This window comes from Pseudomonas laurentiana (genome assembly GCF_014648275.1).
Lineage (GTDB): Bacteria > Pseudomonadota > Gammaproteobacteria > Pseudomonadales > Pseudomonadaceae > Aquipseudomonas > Aquipseudomonas laurentiana.
Map to the genome: position 1 here is coordinate 114,087 of NZ_BMQU01000008.1, position 15,924 is coordinate 130,010.

20 protein-coding genes, 1 pseudogene and 1 riboswitch are annotated in these 15,924 nt (G+C 60.0%); of the genes and pseudogenes, 10 read left to right on the forward strand and 11 right to left on the reverse strand.

Going from position 1 to position 15,924, the window contains the following annotated elements:
* Positions 1-4: 4 nt before the first annotated feature.
* The 3 genes from IE038_RS10415 (at position 5) to IE038_RS10425 (ending at position 1,415) form a co-directional block, all read left to right on the forward strand.
* Positions 5-478, forward strand: coding sequence for a WbuC family cupin fold metalloprotein (locus IE038_RS10415; RefSeq protein WP_163939084.1), 474 nt, complete (start codon positions 5-7; stop codon positions 476-478).
* Positions 479-590: 112 nt separating this feature from the next.
* Positions 591-1,058 (forward strand): hypothetical protein, encoded by a 468-nt coding sequence (locus IE038_RS10420; RefSeq protein ID WP_189395570.1) that lies wholly within the window; start codon positions 591-593, stop codon positions 1,056-1,058.
* A 69-nt stretch (positions 1,059-1,127) separates the two neighbouring features.
* Positions 1,128-1,415: a PA4642 family protein gene (locus IE038_RS10425; protein WP_163939086.1), complete on the forward strand. Its 288-nt coding sequence runs from the start codon at positions 1,128-1,130 to the stop codon at positions 1,413-1,415.
* Positions 1,416-1,469: 54 nt separating this feature from the next.
* Here IE038_RS10425 and mqo read toward each other — a convergent pair whose 3' ends face one another.
* Together mqo and IE038_RS10435 are read right to left on the reverse strand one after the other, a co-directional pair.
* Positions 1,470-2,975 (reverse strand): malate dehydrogenase (quinone), encoded by a 1,506-nt coding sequence (gene mqo / locus IE038_RS10430; protein WP_189395571.1) that lies wholly within the window; start codon positions 2,973-2,975, stop codon positions 1,470-1,472.
* Between the two features lie 606 nt (positions 2,976-3,581).
* A complete protein-coding gene (locus IE038_RS10435) occupies positions 3,582-3,815 on the reverse strand; it encodes a hypothetical protein (protein ID WP_163936915.1) in 234 nt (77 codons plus the stop codon).
* A 173-nt stretch (positions 3,816-3,988) separates the two neighbouring features.
* Here IE038_RS10435 and IE038_RS10440 point away from each other — a divergent pair, with 173 nt between their 5' ends.
* Complete coding sequence (locus tag IE038_RS10440; RefSeq protein ID WP_163936918.1) at positions 3,989-4,573, forward strand: YajG family lipoprotein; 585 nt, start codon at positions 3,989-3,991, stop codon at positions 4,571-4,573.
* A gap of 69 nt (positions 4,574-4,642) precedes the next feature.
* Here the strand turns inward: IE038_RS10440 and IE038_RS10445 are convergent, their stop codons facing one another.
* Positions 4,643-4,849, reverse strand: coding sequence for a hypothetical protein (locus IE038_RS10445; protein WP_163936921.1), 207 nt, complete (start codon positions 4,847-4,849; stop codon positions 4,643-4,645).
* Between the two features lie 164 nt (positions 4,850-5,013).
* Between IE038_RS10445 and IE038_RS10450 the strand changes: the two genes are divergently transcribed.
* A complete protein-coding gene (locus tag IE038_RS10450) occupies positions 5,014-5,274 on the forward strand; it encodes a hypothetical protein (RefSeq protein ID WP_163936924.1) in 261 nt (86 codons plus the stop codon).
* A gap of 124 nt (positions 5,275-5,398) precedes the next feature.
* On the opposite strand, the gene IE038_RS10455 is transcribed toward IE038_RS10450, so the two are convergent.
* Positions 5,399-6,565, reverse strand: coding sequence for a 1-acyl-sn-glycerol-3-phosphate acyltransferase (locus IE038_RS10455; RefSeq protein ID WP_189395572.1), 1,167 nt, complete (start codon positions 6,563-6,565; stop codon positions 5,399-5,401).
* Between the two features lie 121 nt (positions 6,566-6,686).
* Here IE038_RS10455 and IE038_RS10460 point away from each other — a divergent pair, with 121 nt between their 5' ends.
* From IE038_RS10460 to IE038_RS10470, 3 genes are read left to right on the forward strand one after another with little or no spacing between them, the layout of a single operon-like run.
* Positions 6,687-6,869 (forward strand): CPXCG motif-containing cysteine-rich protein, encoded by a 183-nt coding sequence (locus tag IE038_RS10460; RefSeq protein ID WP_163936927.1) that lies wholly within the window; start codon positions 6,687-6,689, stop codon positions 6,867-6,869.
* Entirely contained in the window at positions 6,869-7,129 is a 261-nt protein-coding gene (locus IE038_RS10465) for a putative signal transducing protein (protein ID WP_189395573.1), read from the forward strand. Before IE038_RS10460 ends, IE038_RS10465 begins: the two co-directional genes overlap by 1 nt.
* 12 nt (positions 7,130-7,141) lie before the next feature.
* On the forward strand, positions 7,142-7,762 hold the full coding sequence (locus tag IE038_RS10470; protein ID WP_189395574.1) for an SOS response-associated peptidase: 621 nt from the start codon (positions 7,142-7,144) through the stop codon (positions 7,760-7,762).
* Between the two features lie 24 nt (positions 7,763-7,786).
* Here the strand turns inward: IE038_RS10470 and IE038_RS25255 are convergent, their stop codons facing one another.
* Positions 7,787-8,629, reverse strand: coding sequence for a methyl-accepting chemotaxis protein (locus tag IE038_RS25255; RefSeq protein ID WP_438810759.1), 843 nt, complete (start codon positions 8,627-8,629; stop codon positions 7,787-7,789).
* Between the two features lie 12 nt (positions 8,630-8,641).
* A pseudogene (locus IE038_RS25265) lies at positions 8,642-9,928 on the reverse strand (methyl-accepting chemotaxis protein); the annotation flags it as partial.
* Positions 9,929-10,082: 154 nt separating this feature from the next.
* Between IE038_RS25265 and IE038_RS10480 the strand changes: the two are divergent.
* Positions 10,083-10,901, forward strand: a complete 819-nt coding sequence (locus IE038_RS10480; protein ID WP_189395576.1) for a M48 family metallopeptidase — start codon at positions 10,083-10,085, stop codon at positions 10,899-10,901.
* Positions 10,902-10,984: 83 nt separating this feature from the next.
* On the opposite strand, the gene IE038_RS10485 is transcribed toward IE038_RS10480, so the two are convergent.
* The 5 genes from IE038_RS10485 to IE038_RS10505 all read right to left on the reverse strand — a co-directional run bounded on the left by IE038_RS10485 (position 10,985) and on the right by IE038_RS10505 (position 15,096).
* The gene (locus tag IE038_RS10485) at positions 10,985-11,572 is read right to left on the reverse strand and encodes a TMEM165/GDT1 family protein (protein ID WP_065759148.1); all 588 of its coding nucleotides are present in this window, start codon (positions 11,570-11,572) and stop codon (positions 10,985-10,987) included.
* 87 nt (positions 11,573-11,659) lie between these two features.
* Positions 11,660-11,780: riboswitch (yybP-ykoY riboswitch) on the reverse strand.
* A 38-nt stretch (positions 11,781-11,818) separates the two neighbouring features.
* Positions 11,819-12,817 (reverse strand): methyltransferase, encoded by a 999-nt coding sequence (locus tag IE038_RS10490; RefSeq protein ID WP_189395577.1) that lies wholly within the window; start codon positions 12,815-12,817, stop codon positions 11,819-11,821.
* 48 nt (positions 12,818-12,865) lie between these two features.
* Entirely contained in the window at positions 12,866-13,831 is a 966-nt protein-coding gene (locus IE038_RS10495) for a 2-hydroxyacid dehydrogenase (RefSeq protein ID WP_189395578.1), read from the reverse strand.
* A gap of 107 nt (positions 13,832-13,938) precedes the next feature.
* Complete coding sequence (locus IE038_RS10500) at positions 13,939-14,340, reverse strand: MerR family transcriptional regulator (protein ID WP_189395579.1); 402 nt, start codon at positions 14,338-14,340, stop codon at positions 13,939-13,941.
* Positions 14,341-14,520: 180 nt separating this feature from the next.
* Positions 14,521-15,096 carry an NAD(P)H-dependent oxidoreductase gene (locus IE038_RS10505; protein WP_163936082.1) on the reverse strand — a complete coding sequence of 192 codons (576 nt, stop codon included), beginning with the start codon at positions 15,094-15,096 and terminating at the stop codon, positions 14,521-14,523.
* Positions 15,097-15,247: 151 nt separating this feature from the next.
* On the opposite strand from IE038_RS10505, the gene IE038_RS10510 reads away from it, so the two are divergent.
* The gene (locus IE038_RS10510; protein ID WP_163936079.1) at positions 15,248-15,877 is read left to right on the forward strand and encodes a LysE family translocator; all 630 of its coding nucleotides are present in this window, start codon (positions 15,248-15,250) and stop codon (positions 15,875-15,877) included.
* The last annotated feature ends 47 nt before the right edge of the window (positions 15,878-15,924 follow it).

The window sequence follows — 15,924 nt, forward strand, 5'->3', positions numbered from 1 at the left end:
GGTCATGCGTCAGCCAGGTTTTCTCAATCAATCATTGTTTGCTGAGCTGGCTGACCAAGCGGCTGCCAGCCCGCGTGGTCGTCAGCACCACAATTTCCACGAAATGGATGAGCCTTGCCACCGCATGGCGGTAGGGCTGCAGCCGCAAACTTACATTCAGCCACACCGCCACCTGTCGGCAGGCAAGGCTGAGTGCGTGATCGTGCTCAAGGGCACGCTCGGGCTGCTGATTTTCAATGAGCAGGGTGAGGTAATCGACAAGCGCGTATTGCAGGCGGGTGGCGAATGCGTGGGGGTCGATATGGCCGCGGGTACGTACCATGGGCTGGTGGTGCTGGCGCCCGACTCGATCATGTTCGAATGCAAGGCCGGGCCTTATGTTCCCGTCGGTGCGGGCGAAGCCGCGCCATGGGCGCCGCGAGAGGGTGATCCTGGTGTTGCCGAGTACCACGCGTGGATGCTCGCGCAGTTCGAGTGAGATCTGCTTTACCCCGTTAGTGAAAGGCTGGTAGCCAAAGGTAATCGCCGCCAGCCTTGCCGACGATGTGGGCATCCGCCACACTGCAAGGCCACCTGAGAAGGAGCCTGCCGTGCGCCTGTTTATCCCCCTCCTGTTAGCACTGAGCCTCCCGGTTACAGCGGCACCGCTGCACAGTCAGTTCCTGCCGCCCGACGACCTGTCCTTGCGTCATGAAAAGCCCGAATCCCAGCAGTTGATGCAGGTCACCGACTATTCCGTGGTGGTGGGTAACCAGCGCCAGTCCAATCAGCAACCGATTCCGGTGACATCGCCTTTGGTGTTGCGCTTGAAAGGCAAGCCGCTGAGCAAGGGGGCAACCATCGGCCAGGTGCTGATCAGCTTCGATGCCGAAAGCAAAAGCCTCAAGAAGCCGGCGTTTGACGATAAGTCGCGCACACTCACACTCAATTACCCCCTTGGCCAATACCGCGTCATTCTTGATTTGCTGCGCAACGATACGGTGTACGTACAGTTCCTGACCTATGCCAATGGCCATATATGGGCTGATCTGCATACTGGAACCGTACGCGCGCGTTGAGGCGCGAGGTGACCCGGGGGTAAACTGCCGACCCCTGAAATGTTCGTGATGGTTCAGCTGGAGTCGGCAATGCGTAAAGACAAGAAACAGGTAATTGGTGATGAGATCGGCGACGCGCAGATCAAGTTGTTCCTCGATTTCGAGCCGGCCGATGCCACTTCGCCGTCGCTGCACAAGCTGATCAAGGCTTACCGTGGCCTGCGGATCGACGACTTTGAGCGTTTTGTCGGTTTCTTTGTTGAAGCCGGTCTGGACCTCGATGGCAAGGATGAGCATGGCAACACGTTCATTACGCTGATCAAGGACCAGCGTAACGCTGCCGACTATATCGAGATCATCGAGAAAGCACGCGGTTGAGGTTTTCGGCCTCATAAAAAAACGCCCCGAAGGGCGTTTTTTTATGGCTGCGGATCAGGCGTAGTTCTGCGCGGGGCTGGGCTCGGCCAGTTGCAGAGCTTCGTCGTTGTATGCGCTGATCTTGTGGTACAGCGCAGCGTCTGCCGCCAGAACCTTTTCCCGTGCCGGGAAAATTTCCTTGAGCTTGGCCGCCCAAGCGCCTTTGGCCTGGTCAGGGAAGCAGCGTTCAATCAACTCGAGCATGATCGATACGGTTACCGAAGCACCCGGCGATGCGCCCAGCAGAGCAGCAAGGGAGCCGTCTTTGGCTGCGACCAGTTCGGTACCGAACTGCAGGACGCCGCCTTTTTTCGGGTCTTTCTTGATGATCTGAACGCGTTGCCCCGCCACTTCCAGACGCCAGTCTTCAGCCTTGGCTTCCGGGTAGAAGCGACGCAGGGACTCCAGGCGTTGCTCCATCGACTGCATCACTTCACTGACCAGGTAGCGGGTCAGGTCCATGTTGTCGCGGGCGACGGCGAGCATCGGGCCGATGTTGCCCAGGCGTACCGACAGCGGCAGGTCAAGGAACGAGCCGTGCTTGAGGAACTTGGTGGTGAAGCCGGCGTAGGGTCCGAACAGCAGGGAGGTCTTGCCGTCGACAACGCGGGTATCCAGGTGCGGAACCGACATGGGTGGTGCGCCGACCGACGCCTGGCTGTAGACCTTGGCCTGGTGCTGCTTGACGATTTCCGGGTTGTCGCAACGCAGCCACTGGCCGCTGACCGGGAAGCCGCCGAAGCCCTTGCTCTCTTCGATGCCCGACATTTGCAGCAGCGGCAGGGCCGCGCCACCGGCGCCGAGGAAGACGAAGCGAGCATCGACTTCACGGCTGCTGCCGCTGTTGACGTCCTTGATGCTGACGGTCCAGCCGCTGCCGTTACGGCGCAGGCCAGTGACCTTCTTGCTGTACTTGACCTGTGCATCGGGGGCGCTGGCCAGGTGCTTGAGCAGCTTGTTGGTCAGGGCGCCGAAGTTGACGTCGGTACCCTTGATAACGCGGGTAGCGGCGATGCGTTGGTCGGCTGGACGGCCTGGCATCATCAGCGGCATCCACTCCTTCATCACCGCTTTGTCTTCGGTGTATTCCATGTCGGCGAAGGCATGGTGCTGCTTGAGCAGCTCATAGCGCTTCTTGAGGAAGGCAACACCTTTCTCACCCTCGACATAGCTCAGGTGTGGAATCGGGTTGATGAACGCCCGCGTCGAATTGAAAGCACCCTTTTTGCTCAGGTACGCCCAGAACTGCCGGGAGACCTCGAACTGGGTGTTGATGTGTACAGCCTTCTTGATGTCGATGCTGCCGTCGGCAGCTTGAGGCGTGTAGTTCAGCTCACACAGCCCGGCATGGCCGGTACCGGCGTTGTTCCACGGGTTGGAACTTTCCGCGGCACCCGAATCCATCAACTCGACGACTTCCAGCTTGACTGCCGGGTCGAGCTCCTTGAGCAGTACGGCCAAGGTGGCACTCATGATGCCTGCCCCTACCAGTACCACATCGACTGCTTCGTTCTGCGCCATTAACGCGTCTCCAAAATCTTCAGCACCAAATTGACAGCATAGGATCCCTGGGTAAGCCAGGATCGCCATGTCCGATTCTTCGCAGGTTTTGCAACTTCAGCGGACACCACCAACCGGGCTTTGCGTTGCCTATGAACGCATTTTAGTGCCCGTGCGGCAATTCGACTTATGGTCAAGGTGTCCGTCGTGCGTTATGGACCGGCCTCAGTCACCCGCCTTGGATGAGCGCTGTTGCCAGCTGTTTGGGGCTTGTTGGGACACTGCTGGTGCTTTTGCACATGCCAGACTGTTCATTTTGCTCGCCACACTCTTGTGAAGTTGTGAAAACCCGTTTTTTCACGCTCTTTTGGAGACGTGAACCTCAAAATGGGCTGCGCGATGGCAGACCCGGCAGGTTCTGTGCAGAGCAGGGGTCGAATGAATCAGACACGCCAGCTGGTGCAAGACCTGTGTGGAAGGCTCTCTGTGGGCGGTGCGGAGGATGCCAATGGCTAACATTGACGGTGCTGCGAGGCCCGATCAGGAGACGTCCTTATAATCGGGGGGAGATTATAACGAGGTCTCCGGCAGAAACGACCTTTTTAGCGACATTTCTTGAACCTGTCGTCAGGCGGCAAGGGAGCGCTGGTTGCGAGGGGGCGTTGCGCGAGGTGCGACCTTGGCGCTGGTCGGCAATGGACGGTTCAGCCAATGTAGCCGAACTTCGTTGATCTCCACCCAATGGCTGCCAATCGGTGCGTCGCTGCAGTGCTTGAATGCCTGGCACAGCCCCGCGCCATCGAGTTGGGCAAAGCAGCGTTTGGGCTGGCGTTTGAGCAGCAGTGACCAGAGCCTGTTCATGGCGGCATACCTGTGAGGACGGGTATCAAGCATAACTGCCAGTAGATTACGTAATGTTTACAGCGAACTGCTGGCCGTTCGTCCGGTCTGATTCGCTAGTGGCCAGCCGATGGCTGCTACCGTCGGTGCTGGTTATACTGACGTCCTTTGTTGCTATTCCTGGAGAGATGCGCATGTTGCACCGTCTGTTGTTCGGTTTGATCGCTGTGACCAGTCTGACGCTGGTCGGTTGTGCCCACAGTCCGCAACAACTCAGCCCGCAACCGAAGCTCACCGCCCAGCTTGCGCCGGTTGGCCATGGTCAACCGGTGGTGGTACGCGTGGTTGATGGTCGCGCTTCGCAAACCCTGGGCACCCGCGGTGGCCTGTACCCGGAAACCAGCGCCATTACGGTTTCTGGTAACGATATTCAGCCAAAGTTGCAGGCTCAGGCCGAGGCTGCCGTACGTTTGCTGGGTTTCACCCCAACGCCGAATGCCTATAACGCGCCACAGTTGACGGTGACGCTGGTCGAATTGAAGTACCAGTCGCCCAAGGAAGGCCTGTATGTGACCGAGGCGACCATCGGTGCCACCTTCCGTGCCGACGTCGCTAACGCCAATCGTCGTTACAGTGGTCGCTACGGCGCCTCTCTGGACCAGCGTTTCGGCATGGCGCCGAATCAGGACACCAATACCCAATTGGTGAGTGATGTGCTCAGCGACGCGCTGACCCGTTTGTTCAAGGACCCGACCGTCGGTCAGGTTCTGGGCGAATAACCCAACGCGTGTTTCGCAAAAAGCCCGCTACCTGAACCCAGGTAGCGGGCTTTTTCGTGATGGCAGGCATCAGGCCGCTTCGACGTAGAAATCCAGCATGCTGATACCGGTCTGGCTGTCGACTTCGGGCAGATCATCGTGAGCATGGCCGCCCAGTGCGCAATACACCAGCCACTGGCGGTCCTGAACGTTGAACGCCAGACCGTCGATCAGCGCCTGCTGTTCATCGCTCTGGGCGATCAGGTAGAGGCGATCCTGATTTTCGGCGTGCAGCATGACAAAGCTCCGTGTCGTTGCAAGGGCCGATAGAGTGGCTTACGGGGATGACGAAAAGATGACACCGGTCATCAGGTCGTTTGTCGCAAATCGCAGGACTCGAGCCAAGGCTTGGGTAGAATGCCGGCCTCTGGTTGTCCTGTTTCGCCTACACGAGGTTTTCGATGTCGCTGCAGATGTTCTGGGGGCTGATGGCCGCCCATCCCGCCAAGCTGATCAACCTGTTGGCGTTGGTATTGACCTGTCCGGGCAGCTTTCTGTTGCACAGTGCTCGACGTCGCCAGGCGCGTGCCCTGGCCAACTTGCCGGCGGGCGAGGCCGTGCTTGATGTGATGATCGTGCGGGTCAATCGTTTCTACTACGCGTTGGGCTTTGCCTTCCTGGCCATGGCGTTGCTGTTGTCCTGGGTCAGCACCTGGGCCTGAGTCGCAAAGGGCGAGCGTGCCCTGCCTGTTCAGGAGCCGACGTTGCTGGCGATAGGTGCGGCGCACTCTCCGATACGCGGCACCTGGCTCGTCAGCAAGGCTGGCTCCTGCAACGGGCGTTTGGTTAGAGCGCCAGCCCCGCCTTGACCCGGTACTGATTACGTACCGGCGTCGCATACTGAAGCACCAGATAAGGCCGATGTTCGGCCGGGCAGGCGTCCAGTCGGCGCTGCCATTCGGCCTGTGCCTTGGCCAGTTCGTCTGCGGCGAACAGCTCGGAGGCTTTTGGCACCTGCAGGGTCGGGTCTGCGTCAGTCCACTGGGCATAGGCCAGGTAATGCGCCGGGAACAGCCGGTAGCCACCAAGAATCTGCCGATCAATAGCCGCTGCCAACTGCTTTGTATCGTCGTACGTTTCGGTGATCGGTGCTGCGAAGTTGATGTGCACCCGGCCTTTGTAGCCAGTGATGCCCTGGGCAATGCTCAGGTCGTCTTCACCCGGCGCCTTGGTGTAGCTGCCGGTGGTGGCGCGAATGTACAGCTCCCGGGCTTTGGCCAGGTCGCATGGGTCGTATTCATAGCTGATCGACACCGGGCTCAGGTTCAGCGAGCGAATCACCTCGCCGAACGGTTCATCCTTGCGGCTCATGTGGAACATCTTGAGGATCGCTGAATCGGTGCGGTCATCGCCATCTTTCGCCCGGCCTTCAGCCTGGGCAATCCAGATCGACTGGCCGTCGGTACGGATCGAGTGGTTGATGTAGGCCGAAAGCAGCTGATAGGCCGCCAGTTTTTCCCGGCGGCCGGTCAACGAGCGGTGCACGATGAAGCTTTTGTTCAGGCGCATCATGTCGCTGACAAATGGCTTCTGCAGCAGGTTGTCACCGATGGCGATGCGCGGGGTCGGCAGGCCGGCGTGGTATACGGCGTAGTTGACGAAGGCCGGGTCCATCACGATGTCGCGGTGGTTGGCCAGAAACAGATAGGCGGTACCGGACTTGAGCCCTTCGACACCGGTGTAGGTCACGCCGTCAGTCGCCCGCTCGATGGTCTGATCGACGTAGAACTCGACCTTGTCCTGCAACGTTGAGACGCAACTGACCCCGGCGAACTCCTGGCGCAGGCGGCGGGCGATCAGTGGCTTGAGCAGCCAGCCGAAAGTGCTGGCCATGCGTGGGAAGCGAAAGTGGGTGAGGATATCGAGGAAAGCCGGGTCGCTGAGCAGGCGTGCCAGGACGGCAGGGACCTCAGCGTCGTTGTACGGTCGGATGGCATCGAATTCGCCCATCATGCTCTCTTGTTGGAAACGGCTAGGGTAATAGTAAGGCCTGGGTCTGAAAAAACGGCTCAGACACGCCAAGGGCCTGTAAATAGACCGGTGATTATACGCACAAGTCACGCTGGAGGCCGCGATGCTAGAGACTGAGTTGCATGATTGTCCCTACTGTGGGGAAGAGTTTGAAGCGGTGCTCGACCTGTCGGGGGGCGATCAGCAGTATGTCGAGGACTGCCCTGTGTGTTGTCGACCGATTCTGTTCGTACTGCAGGTCCATGGTGATGAGTGGATGCTCGATCTAAAGCGCGAGGATGAGTGATGCAACGGATCTATGAGCCGGAGAACTTGCTGGAGGCCGAACTGCTCGTCGGTATGCTGGCCAGCGAAGGCATCGAAGTGCATCTGGCAGGACGTCACCTGACGGGCGGCGTCGGCGAGCTTCCCATGCAGGGGCTGCTGGGCTTGACGGTGCCAGATGAACAGGCAGAGCGCGCACGTCGGCTGATCGCCGAGTACAATGTTGCCCAGCCCCTTGCGGGTGATGAACCGGAGAGCCTCCCCGGTATTCTGATTTGCTAGGTTGCTTGCCTCATGTGTGGACGTTATGCCCTGTTTCGCTGGTCTTCGGCCTTTGCTGCCTTGCCCGGCTTTCCTGCCGACCAGCAGGCGCAGTGGAACATCTCACCCGGTGCCTCGGTGCTGATACAGCGCCGTATCGACGATAACCTGGTGCTTGCCAGAGCGCGCTGGGGGCTGACACCGGCCTGGCTGACCGACCTGTCGCGTACGCCGGCCCACGCCCGCGCCGAAACCCTGGCGGAACAACCGATGTTCCGCGATGCTTTCCGCTCGCGTCGCTGCCTGATGCCTGCCAACGGCTTTTACGAATGGCGTGGTTCGGTGCGCAAACGGCCTTACTGGCTGACGCCGGGGGAGGGGGCTTCGTTGTTTTTTGCGGCCGTTTGGGAGGCTTACCCGGTACAGGAGCAGATCTGGCTGAGTACGGCGGTAGTGACCCAGGCGGCGATGAGCCAGCGCCGACCGCTCATCCTCGACGAGGCGGGGCAGGCCGCCTGGTTGAACCCTGAGACCCCATTGGCCGAGCTGCACAGCCTGCTGGCCAGCCCCGCCGCTGCACTGCGTGAGCGGGTACTGGCGAACCTGGTCAATGATCCGAAGCTCAATGCGCCGGAGTGCCTGACGCCAGCGTAAGGCGGACGTCAGGTGTGTGGACGCTTACACCCGGAACTGGTTGATCAAGCGCCGCTGCTGCTCAGCCAGTTTGGTCAGCTCGGCGCTGGCGCTGCTGGACTCGTCGGCGCCACCGGCGACCTCGTTGGCCACCTGGCCAATGTTGATCACGTTGCGGTTGATATCCTCGGCCACCGCACTTTGTTCTTCCGCCGCACTGGCAATCTGGTTGTTCATGTCGTTGATCACCGATACGGCCCGGGTGATGCTCTCCAGTGCATCGGCAGCCTTGGCCGCTTGTTGCACGCTGTCGTCGGTTTTGCCCTGGCTGTCTTCCATGACCTTGACGACCTCGCGGGTGCCTTGTTGCAACTGCTGAATCATGTGCTGAATTTCTTCAGTGGCCTTCTGGGTTTTCTGTGCCAGGTTGCGTACTTCGTCGGCGACTACTGCAAAACCGCGACCCTGCTCGCCAGCGCGGGCGGCCTCGATCGCTGCGTTCAGGGCCAGGAGGTTGGTCTGCTCGGCGATTGCGCGGATCGCCACCAGAATTGCATTGATGTTCTCGCTGTCGCGGGCCAGGGTTTGCACGACGCCGACGGCACGGCCGATTTCACTGGCCAGTGCGCTGATCGAGTTGGAGGTGCTGCGCACGATCTGCAAGCCTTCGTTGGCCGCTTGATCGGCGCTGCTGGCGGCTTGGGCCGCATGGGTTGCGTTACGCGCCACGTCCTGTGCGGTGGCGGTCATTTCATGTACCGCAGTCGCCACCAGGTCGATCTCGGCCATTTGCTTGTGTACGCCCTGGTTGGTGCGAATGGCGATATCGGCGGTGTGCTCTGAGGAGTCGCTGACTTTCTGCACTGAGCTGACCACCTGGGTGATCATTGCCTGCAGTTTGCTCAGGAAGGTATTGAAGCCTTTGGCAATGGCGCCCAGCTCGTCGCTGCGGTCGCTGCTCAGGCGTCGGGTCAGATCGCCTTCACCCTGTGCGATGTCGTTGAGCATGGCTACCATTTGTCGCAGAGGCCGGGCGATGCCAACGGCCAACAACCAGATCACCAGGAGGCCGAGGGCCGCGATGGCCAGGCCGACCAGTGTCATGCCGGTGATATCAGTGGCGCGTTGCTCGCTCAGATCGCTCTGCAGCGTGTTCAGGTCGGCCATCACTGCGCTGATCGGCAGTTGCAGCATCAGGGTCCAGCGAGCGTCGGTATTGCCGATGCGAAATGGCAGGAACAGCTCGATCTGGCCGGTGCTGCGGTCCATCTCGTAACGCAGGTTGTCGTCGCTCAGGCTGTTCAATACCTTGACTTCATTGGCGCCCAGCACGTCGCTGGCTTTTTCACCGAATTTGTTTTCATCTTTGGTGTAGGCCACCAGGCGGCCGTTGCCGGACACCAGCGCCAGTTCGCCCGTGCCGTTGTAGAGCTGGCCGTCGGCGGTCTTGAGCATGTCTTGAATGAAGTTGACCGACAGGTCGGCACCGGCAATGCCTTGGAACTGACCGTTCACCATGATCGGCTCGATGAACGAAGCGAGCATGATCACCTTGTCGCCGACCTTATAGGGTGCAGGGTCTATGACGCAGGCCTTTTTCGAGTCTTTCGAGCACAGGTAATACTCACTGGCGCGAACACCGGTGGCCAGCAGTGTCTGGTCGTTGACGTCGGCCAGCTTGTCCAGGCCCAGGCTGCCGTCCTCGTTGCGGAACCACCAGGGCAGGAAGCGCCCGCTGGCGCTGTCGATGCCGATGATCGACGTGCCGACGAAGCGTGCATCGTCATGGTCCAGTGCATTCGGCTCCCAGCCCAGGTAGCTGCCGAGGATCAGCGGGTTGTTCGCTACGGTCTGCTTGACCATGGCGATCAGTTGTTCGCGTTCGATGTTCAGCAGCGGTTTACCGGCGGCGTCCTTCATGCCCAGCATGGCGTTACTGGTGGCCAGGTTACGGGCGATCAGCAGTGGTGCTTCGAGGCCGCGCTGGATCTGACTGACCTGGTTGCGCGCCAGCGCTGTCAGGCGTTGTTCAATGACGGTTTCAAATTGCTGCTGGGTGCGGCTTTGTACCAGCGCCTGGGTACGTGCGCCGGAGAACACGGCGTACAGCACCAGCGCAGCAACGATACTTAACACGATGGCGCCAGCCAGGGCTGCCACGGAAAACTGGATCGACTTGAACTTCATTAGGGGCTCCGAGCACAAGTAAACGCGCGTGCACAGCGTTATCGGCTCGAAGGCTGAAAAGCATGAGTACCGTTCATGAAATGTTCTCGAACGGCAATAGCGTAGTTATCCTAGTCGGCCTAGGATACGCAGCGTGTTTGAATGGAGTGTTTTCATGCGTAAGTTATTTGTAATGGGTGCCTTGAGTGCCAGCGTCCTGCTCAGTGGTTGCCAGGCAATCAATACCACCAGCGGCGGTGCAGTCGGCGTTGAGCGCAAGCAGTACATGTTCAGCATGCTCTCGACCGATGAGGTCAACCAGATGTATGCCCAGTCTTACCAGCAAACCCTCGGCGAAGCTTCGAGTGAGGGCGTGCTCGACAAGACCAGCAACAATGCGCGTCGGGTTAAGGCCATTGCAGATCGCCTGATCGCTCAGGCGCCACAATTCCGTCCCGATGCTGCGCAGTGGCAGTGGGAAGTCAACCTGATCCAGAGTGACGAGCTCAACGCCAACTGCGGGCCTGGCGGCAAGATCATTTTCTACAGTGGCCTGATCGACAAGCTGAAACTCAGCGACGATGAAATCGCTGCGGTCATGGGCCATGAAATCGCCCACGCCTTGCGCGAGCACGGGCGTGAAGCCATGTCCAAAGCGTATGGCATTGAGATGGCCAAACAAGGCGCCGGTGCATTGCTCGGCCTGGGTCAGGACAGCATGGCGCTGGCCGATACCGTGGTGCAGTACAGCCTGACCCTGCCCAATAGCCGCGACAATGAAAACGAAGCCGACTTGATTGGCCTTGAGCTGGCCGCACGTGCCGGTTACAACCCGAATGCCGCGATCACCTTGTGGAACAAGATGAACCAGGCATCGGGTGGCGCATCGCAGCCTGAGTTCATGAGCACTCACCCGGCTTCCAGCAGCCGGATTGCCGCATTGCAAGCGGCCATCCCGAAAGTGATGCCGCTGTACCAGCAAGCCAAGAAGTAATGCCCTGTCCCTTGCCGGCGATCAACGCAGCGCCTTTCGGTTGAGGCGCTGCTCCATCGTCGCGTGATGGGGGTGGTTCGGTATCAGCTTATCCAGCCGCTGACTTGCATCGCCGAATAGACGGCTACTGCTGCCAGCACGAAGAAGGCTGCAGCGGCCAGGCGGCGAATCAGCGTCAGTGGCAGTTTTTCGGCCGCAAAGTTGCCTGCCAGTACCACGGGGACGTTGGCAATCAGCATCCCCAGGGTCGTGCCGAGAATGACCAGGATCAGGTGAGGGTACTGGGCAGCCAGCATCACGGTGGCCACTTGGGTCTTGTCACCGATTTCGGCAATGAAGAATGCAATCAGCGTGGTCAGGAACGGGCCGAAGCGCCGTGCTGTGCTGCCTTCGTCATCGTCCATCTTGTCTGGAACCAGTGTCCACAGGGCGGTGGCGGCGAAGCAAGCGGCAAGGATCCAGTGCAAGGTCACGGCGGAGAAGAAGCTGCTGACCCATGCACCCACCGCACCGGCAGCGGCATGGTTGGCCAAGGTTGCGGCGATGATCCCGGCAATGATTGGCCAGGGTTTGCGGAAACGAGCAGCAAGGATAAGCGCGAGCAATTGGGTCTTGTCGCCAATTTCGGCGAGGGCAACGATTGCGGTCGGGACAAGCAATGATTCAAGCATCAGGATTCCTACGGGGGCGGGTCGACACGGCTATGACACGTACGACCTCCCCGCCCCGGGTAAGGTGTGCGTGTCATAGGTCTTGTCAAACCCTGGGCTCGCGTTGCGGGCCGTGGGTCGCACGCGCCATGGTCTGTGGACCAAGTATGTTGACGCGTACCGGGCGAGCAGGGCGCTCGCGGGAGACTACTCCCCTAGGACGGAGCGGATTCTGCCTAGGCGAAGCCGATTCGGCAAGTGCTGTTTTTAACTGCGGGTTGCCTGGTAGATCCGAAAGCCCTGTGCTTCGATGCGCAGTTGGCAGTTACCCAGGGCCGCTTCTATCAGCGGCTGATAGCGTAGGAAGTTGTTGGCAACCAGGCGCAGTTCACCACCTTTTTTCAGATGTTTGGCTGATTTTTGCAGCAGGTTTTCTGACGCCTGGTAGTTGGTGTGTACCCCCGTATGGAACGGTGGATTACTCAGGATCAGGTCCAGATCGCCGGGCGCGGCATCAATACCGTCACCACAGATCACCTCACCTTCCAGGCCATTGGCGGCCAGTGTCAGGCGACTGCTCTCGACGGCGAATGCATCCACATCGAGCAGGGTTACCTGGCTCTGTGGATAGCGGCGTTTGACGACTGCGCCGAGTACGCCGGCACCGCAACCGAAGTCCAGCACATGGCCGACGGGCAACTGCTCCAGGTGTTCAAGCAGCAGGGCACTGCCGCGGTCGAGCCGACCATGGCTGAACACGCCAGGCAGGCTGACCACGGTCAACGCGCCCTCGGCCAATGGCAGCTCGAACCGTTGAGCCAGGCTGTGCAGGTTCGGCGCTTCAGGCGCGTTATCGACGGTCACTTGCCACAGTTGGCAATGGCGGGCGCTGTCGAGTTTGCGTGGTTTGCCGAAAGCCTGCAGTTGCTTGGCCGCGCCCTCGATGCCGCCGCGTTTTTCCCCCACCAGGTACAACTCGCGACCCGCCAGGCGTGAGGCCAGCGCGTTGAGCAGGTAACTGGCCAATTCACGGGATTTGGGCAGGAACAGGACCGCGGCCTCGAACGGCTGCTGCGTGACCTCTACACCAAAATGGCTGCGACCGTTGAAGCGCGCCTGCAGCGCAGCCTGATCGCCAGCATGCCAGCTCCAACCGTGGGCCGCTGGCAGCTTGCCGAGCAGGTCGTCGGCGGGCAAGCCAGCAAGCAGCAGCGAGCCCTGAAACAAGTCAGCCTGTCGAAGCAATACTTCACTGCGCGGGTCCATGGACGGCGGCTCCTGAAAAAGGGACGGAGTTTACCAGAAGCCTGGGGGTCAGCTGACTACCCGGCGTGGCTGGCCGGCAAAAAACGCCTGGGCGTTTTCGTGCAGTTGCTCGACGATTCGTTGACGAGCTTCACGTGCTCCCCAGGCGCTGTGTGGGGTGACAATCAGACCTGGAATATCGGCAGCCAGCAGTGGGTTGCCGTTAACGGGTGGTTCGACGCTGAGTACATCAGTTGCGGCGCCACCCAGGTGGCCCGAGCGCAGTGTATCGGCCAATGCCTGCTCGTCAATCAGCCCGCCACGGGCGGTGTTGATGACGAATGCGCCGGGCCTGAGCAAGGCCAGTTCACGGGCACCGATCAGATTGCGGGTGTTGTCATTGAGCGGGCAATGCAGGGTCAGTGCATGCACCTGTGGCAACAGCTCATCAAGGGCCAGACGATCTTCACGGGGTGGGCGTCCTGGCAGTTGGCCAAACAACACGCGCATACCGAAGGCTTCGGCCAGGCGCGCGACCGCGCCACCCAGTTCGCCATGCCCGAGCATGCCAAGTGTCTTGCCTTCCAGCTCGACAATCGGGAAGTCCAGCAGACAGAACTGCTTCGCCTGTGCCCAGCGACCCGCTGCGACAGCCTGCTGGTAGTCCGTCAGGCGTGTGGCCAGGGCCAGCAACAGGGCCAGGGTGTGTTGAGCCACCGAGGGAGTGCCATAGCCCTGACAGTTGCTGACGACAATGCCTTGGGCTCGGGCGGCACTCAGATCGACATTATTGGTGCCGGTGGCGGCTACCAGGATGAGCTTCAAGTCCGGGCAGGCGGCCAGCGTGGCGGCATCCAGCACGACCTTGTTGCTGATTGCCACGGTTGCTCCCTGCAAGCGTCCGACCACCTGGTCCGGTGTGCTGGAAGGATACAGCTGCAGTTCAGCGAAGCCTTCACGCAGTGTACCGAGGTCGAGGTCGCCCAGGTCAAGGGAACTGTGGTCGAGGAAGACAGCGCGGTAAGGGGTATTCATCGAGGAAGGATTCCAGGTCGGCAAGAAGGTATGGATGCACGGGCAACGGGGCTACTCGAGGATCTTAGCGTTCAGTGTTCGATCAGGAAACTCGCGCTCTTCGTACTTCAGTTCACCGTCGGTTGCGCCTGTTCCAGGCGGCTCTGCTCGAAGCTGCATTGTTCACGTGCGTCCTGAACACTGGCTTCGAATTCGACCAGACCATCATGCAGGCTTTGCAGCTTGTCGATCTGGGTGCGCAGTTCGTGCTTTTTATCGGCAATTGCCTGCTGGGCAAGGTCCCACGGAATTTCCTCTCCGCGGTAATCCTTGAAAATCGTCTGCATTTCCTTGAGTTTGAAGCCCAATTGCTGAGCACATTTGATGAATGACAGCAGTTCGACGCTCTGTTGGCTGTAGATCCGGTATTTGCCTTCGCGCACGGGCTCGGGCAGTAAACCGATCTTTTCATAGTGGCGGATGCATTTGACGGTGGTGCCTGAAAGCTGGGCCGCTTTGCCGATGTACATCGATAGTCCCTTCGTTCCTTGATTGATGGCAACGCACATGCCAGCGCTCCAGTTCACCCGGAGGTGCGGGGCTGGAGGCGGTGGGGTGACGTTTGGCGCGCCATCTTTACACAAGGCGTCATGGGCGGGAACCCGCGGATCACGCTGCCAGGGTGGCAGCGCGATGGCGTCGTGGGCGTTTCAGCGACTGGCGACGGCTCGGGTCTGGGCCAGCCAGGTTTCCCGTTGGGCCGGCTTGGAGCCGAGAATCGGCCCGAAGGTCAGGGTGCGGGTTGGCTTGATGCCGCAGAACTCCAGGGTGGTCTTGCGCATCTGATGCAGGCCGGGCATACGGTAGAACCAGCGGTAGTACCACGGAGGGGTGTCCATGGTCACCAGCAGGTGGGCGGTGCGGCCCTTGAGCAACTTGTCTGGAAACGCCGAGCCGCTACGGTACTTGAAGGCGAAACCGGGCAGGAAAACACGGTCGAAGAAGCCCTTCAGCAAGGCGGGAATGCCACCCCACCAGATCGGGTAGACAAAGGTCAGATGATCGGCCCAGAGAATCTGCTTCTGCGCCTCCAGCAGGTCGGGCTCAAGCGTCTGGATCTCCTTGTAACCCTCATGCAGAACCGGATCGAAATCCAGCGCCGGCAGGTTCAGCAGGCGAACCTCGTGGCCTGCTTCACTGGCGGCCTTGACATAGGTATCGGTCAGCGCGCCACAGAAACTGTCGGAAGAGGGGTGGCCGAGAACGACCAAAATACGTTTGCTCATGGTGACTCCACTACAGGATGAAGTCGATGAGGGTAGAGTCTGCCCCTAACGGTAGAGTCAAGCGAAAAATCATTGGTAACTGTGTCTGTCGCTCTGGGTGTCCACTGGTCTAAGGTAGGCACCTTATTGACATTCGAGACAAGGAGTTCCCATGTATTGGGCTGAGTTTCTCACCGTTGCCCTGATCCACTTGCTGGCGGTTGCCAGCCCTGGCCCGGATTTCGCGGTCGTGGTTCGCGAAAGCGTCACCCATGGCCGACGTGCCGGCACCTGGACTGCTTTTGGCGTGGGCACGGCGATCTTCCTGCATGTGGGCTATTCGCTGCTGGGTATCGGGCTGATCGTGTCGCAATCGATCATGCTGTTCAACGCACTGAAGTGGTTGGCGGCGGCGTACCTGTTGTACATCGGCTTCAAGGCCCTGCGTTCCGGTCCCGCCAAGCCTGGTAGCGATGAGGTGCAGGCTGCAACGGTAGAGCGCACCCCACGCGGCGCGTTTGTTGCCGGTTTCATGACCAACGGCCTGAACCCGAAAGCCACCTTGTTCTTCCTGTCGCTGTTTACGGTGGTCATCAACCCTCACACCCCCCTGCTGGTACAAGCGGGCTATGGGGTGTACCTGGCGTTGGCCACGGGTCTGTGGTTCTGCCTCGTCGCCATGTTGTTCAGCCAGCAGCGCGTACGTGCCGGTTTTGCCCGCATGGGGCACTGGTTCGACCGTGCCATGGGCGCTGTACTGGTTGCGCTGGGCATCAAGATCGCGTTTACCGAGATGCATTGAACGATGCCGTTGCAGGCAGGCCGCTGATCCTGGCGTCGTTCAAATCA

Excerpts from the sequence above, each read along its gene's own strand:
- IE038_RS10415 (WP_163939084.1), top strand. The coding sequence starts at position 5 with ATGCGTCAGCCAGGTTTTCTCAATCAATCATTGTTTGCTGAGCTGGCT.
- IE038_RS10425 (WP_163939086.1), top strand. The coding sequence starts at position 1,128 with ATGCGTAAAGACAAGAAACAGGTAATTGGTGATGAGATCGGCGACGCG.
- mqo (WP_189395571.1), bottom strand. The coding sequence starts at position 2,975 with ATGGCGCAGAACGAAGCAGTCGATGTGGTACTGGTAGGGGCAGGCATC.
- IE038_RS10435 (WP_163936915.1), bottom strand. The coding sequence starts at position 3,815 with ATGAACAGGCTCTGGTCACTGCTGCTCAAACGCCAGCCCAAACGCTGC.
- IE038_RS10440 (WP_163936918.1), top strand. The coding sequence starts at position 3,989 with ATGTTGCACCGTCTGTTGTTCGGTTTGATCGCTGTGACCAGTCTGACG.
- IE038_RS10445 (WP_163936921.1), bottom strand. The coding sequence starts at position 4,849 with ATGCTGCACGCCGAAAATCAGGATCGCCTCTACCTGATCGCCCAGAGC.
- IE038_RS10450 (WP_163936924.1), top strand. The coding sequence starts at position 5,014 with ATGTCGCTGCAGATGTTCTGGGGGCTGATGGCCGCCCATCCCGCCAAG.
- IE038_RS10455 (WP_189395572.1), bottom strand. The coding sequence starts at position 6,565 with ATGATGGGCGAATTCGATGCCATCCGACCGTACAACGACGCTGAGGTC.
- IE038_RS10460 (WP_163936927.1), top strand. The coding sequence starts at position 6,687 with ATGCTAGAGACTGAGTTGCATGATTGTCCCTACTGTGGGGAAGAGTTT.
- IE038_RS10465 (WP_189395573.1), top strand. The coding sequence starts at position 6,869 with ATGCAACGGATCTATGAGCCGGAGAACTTGCTGGAGGCCGAACTGCTC.
- IE038_RS10470 (WP_189395574.1), top strand. The coding sequence starts at position 7,142 with ATGTGTGGACGTTATGCCCTGTTTCGCTGGTCTTCGGCCTTTGCTGCC.
- IE038_RS25255 (WP_438810759.1), bottom strand. The coding sequence starts at position 8,629 with ATGATCACCCAGGTGGTCAGCTCAGTGCAGAAAGTCAGCGACTCCTCA.
- IE038_RS10480 (WP_189395576.1), top strand. The coding sequence starts at position 10,083 with ATGCGTAAGTTATTTGTAATGGGTGCCTTGAGTGCCAGCGTCCTGCTC.
- IE038_RS10485 (WP_065759148.1), bottom strand. The coding sequence starts at position 11,572 with ATGCTTGAATCATTGCTTGTCCCGACCGCAATCGTTGCCCTCGCCGAA.
- IE038_RS10490 (WP_189395577.1), bottom strand. The coding sequence starts at position 12,817 with ATGGACCCGCGCAGTGAAGTATTGCTTCGACAGGCTGACTTGTTTCAG.
- IE038_RS10495 (WP_189395578.1), bottom strand. The coding sequence starts at position 13,831 with ATGAATACCCCTTACCGCGCTGTCTTCCTCGACCACAGTTCCCTTGAC.
- IE038_RS10500 (WP_189395579.1), bottom strand. The coding sequence starts at position 14,340 with ATGTACATCGGCAAAGCGGCCCAGCTTTCAGGCACCACCGTCAAATGC.
- IE038_RS10505 (WP_163936082.1), bottom strand. The coding sequence starts at position 15,096 with ATGAGCAAACGTATTTTGGTCGTTCTCGGCCACCCCTCTTCCGACAGT.
- IE038_RS10510 (WP_163936079.1), top strand. The coding sequence starts at position 15,248 with ATGTATTGGGCTGAGTTTCTCACCGTTGCCCTGATCCACTTGCTGGCG.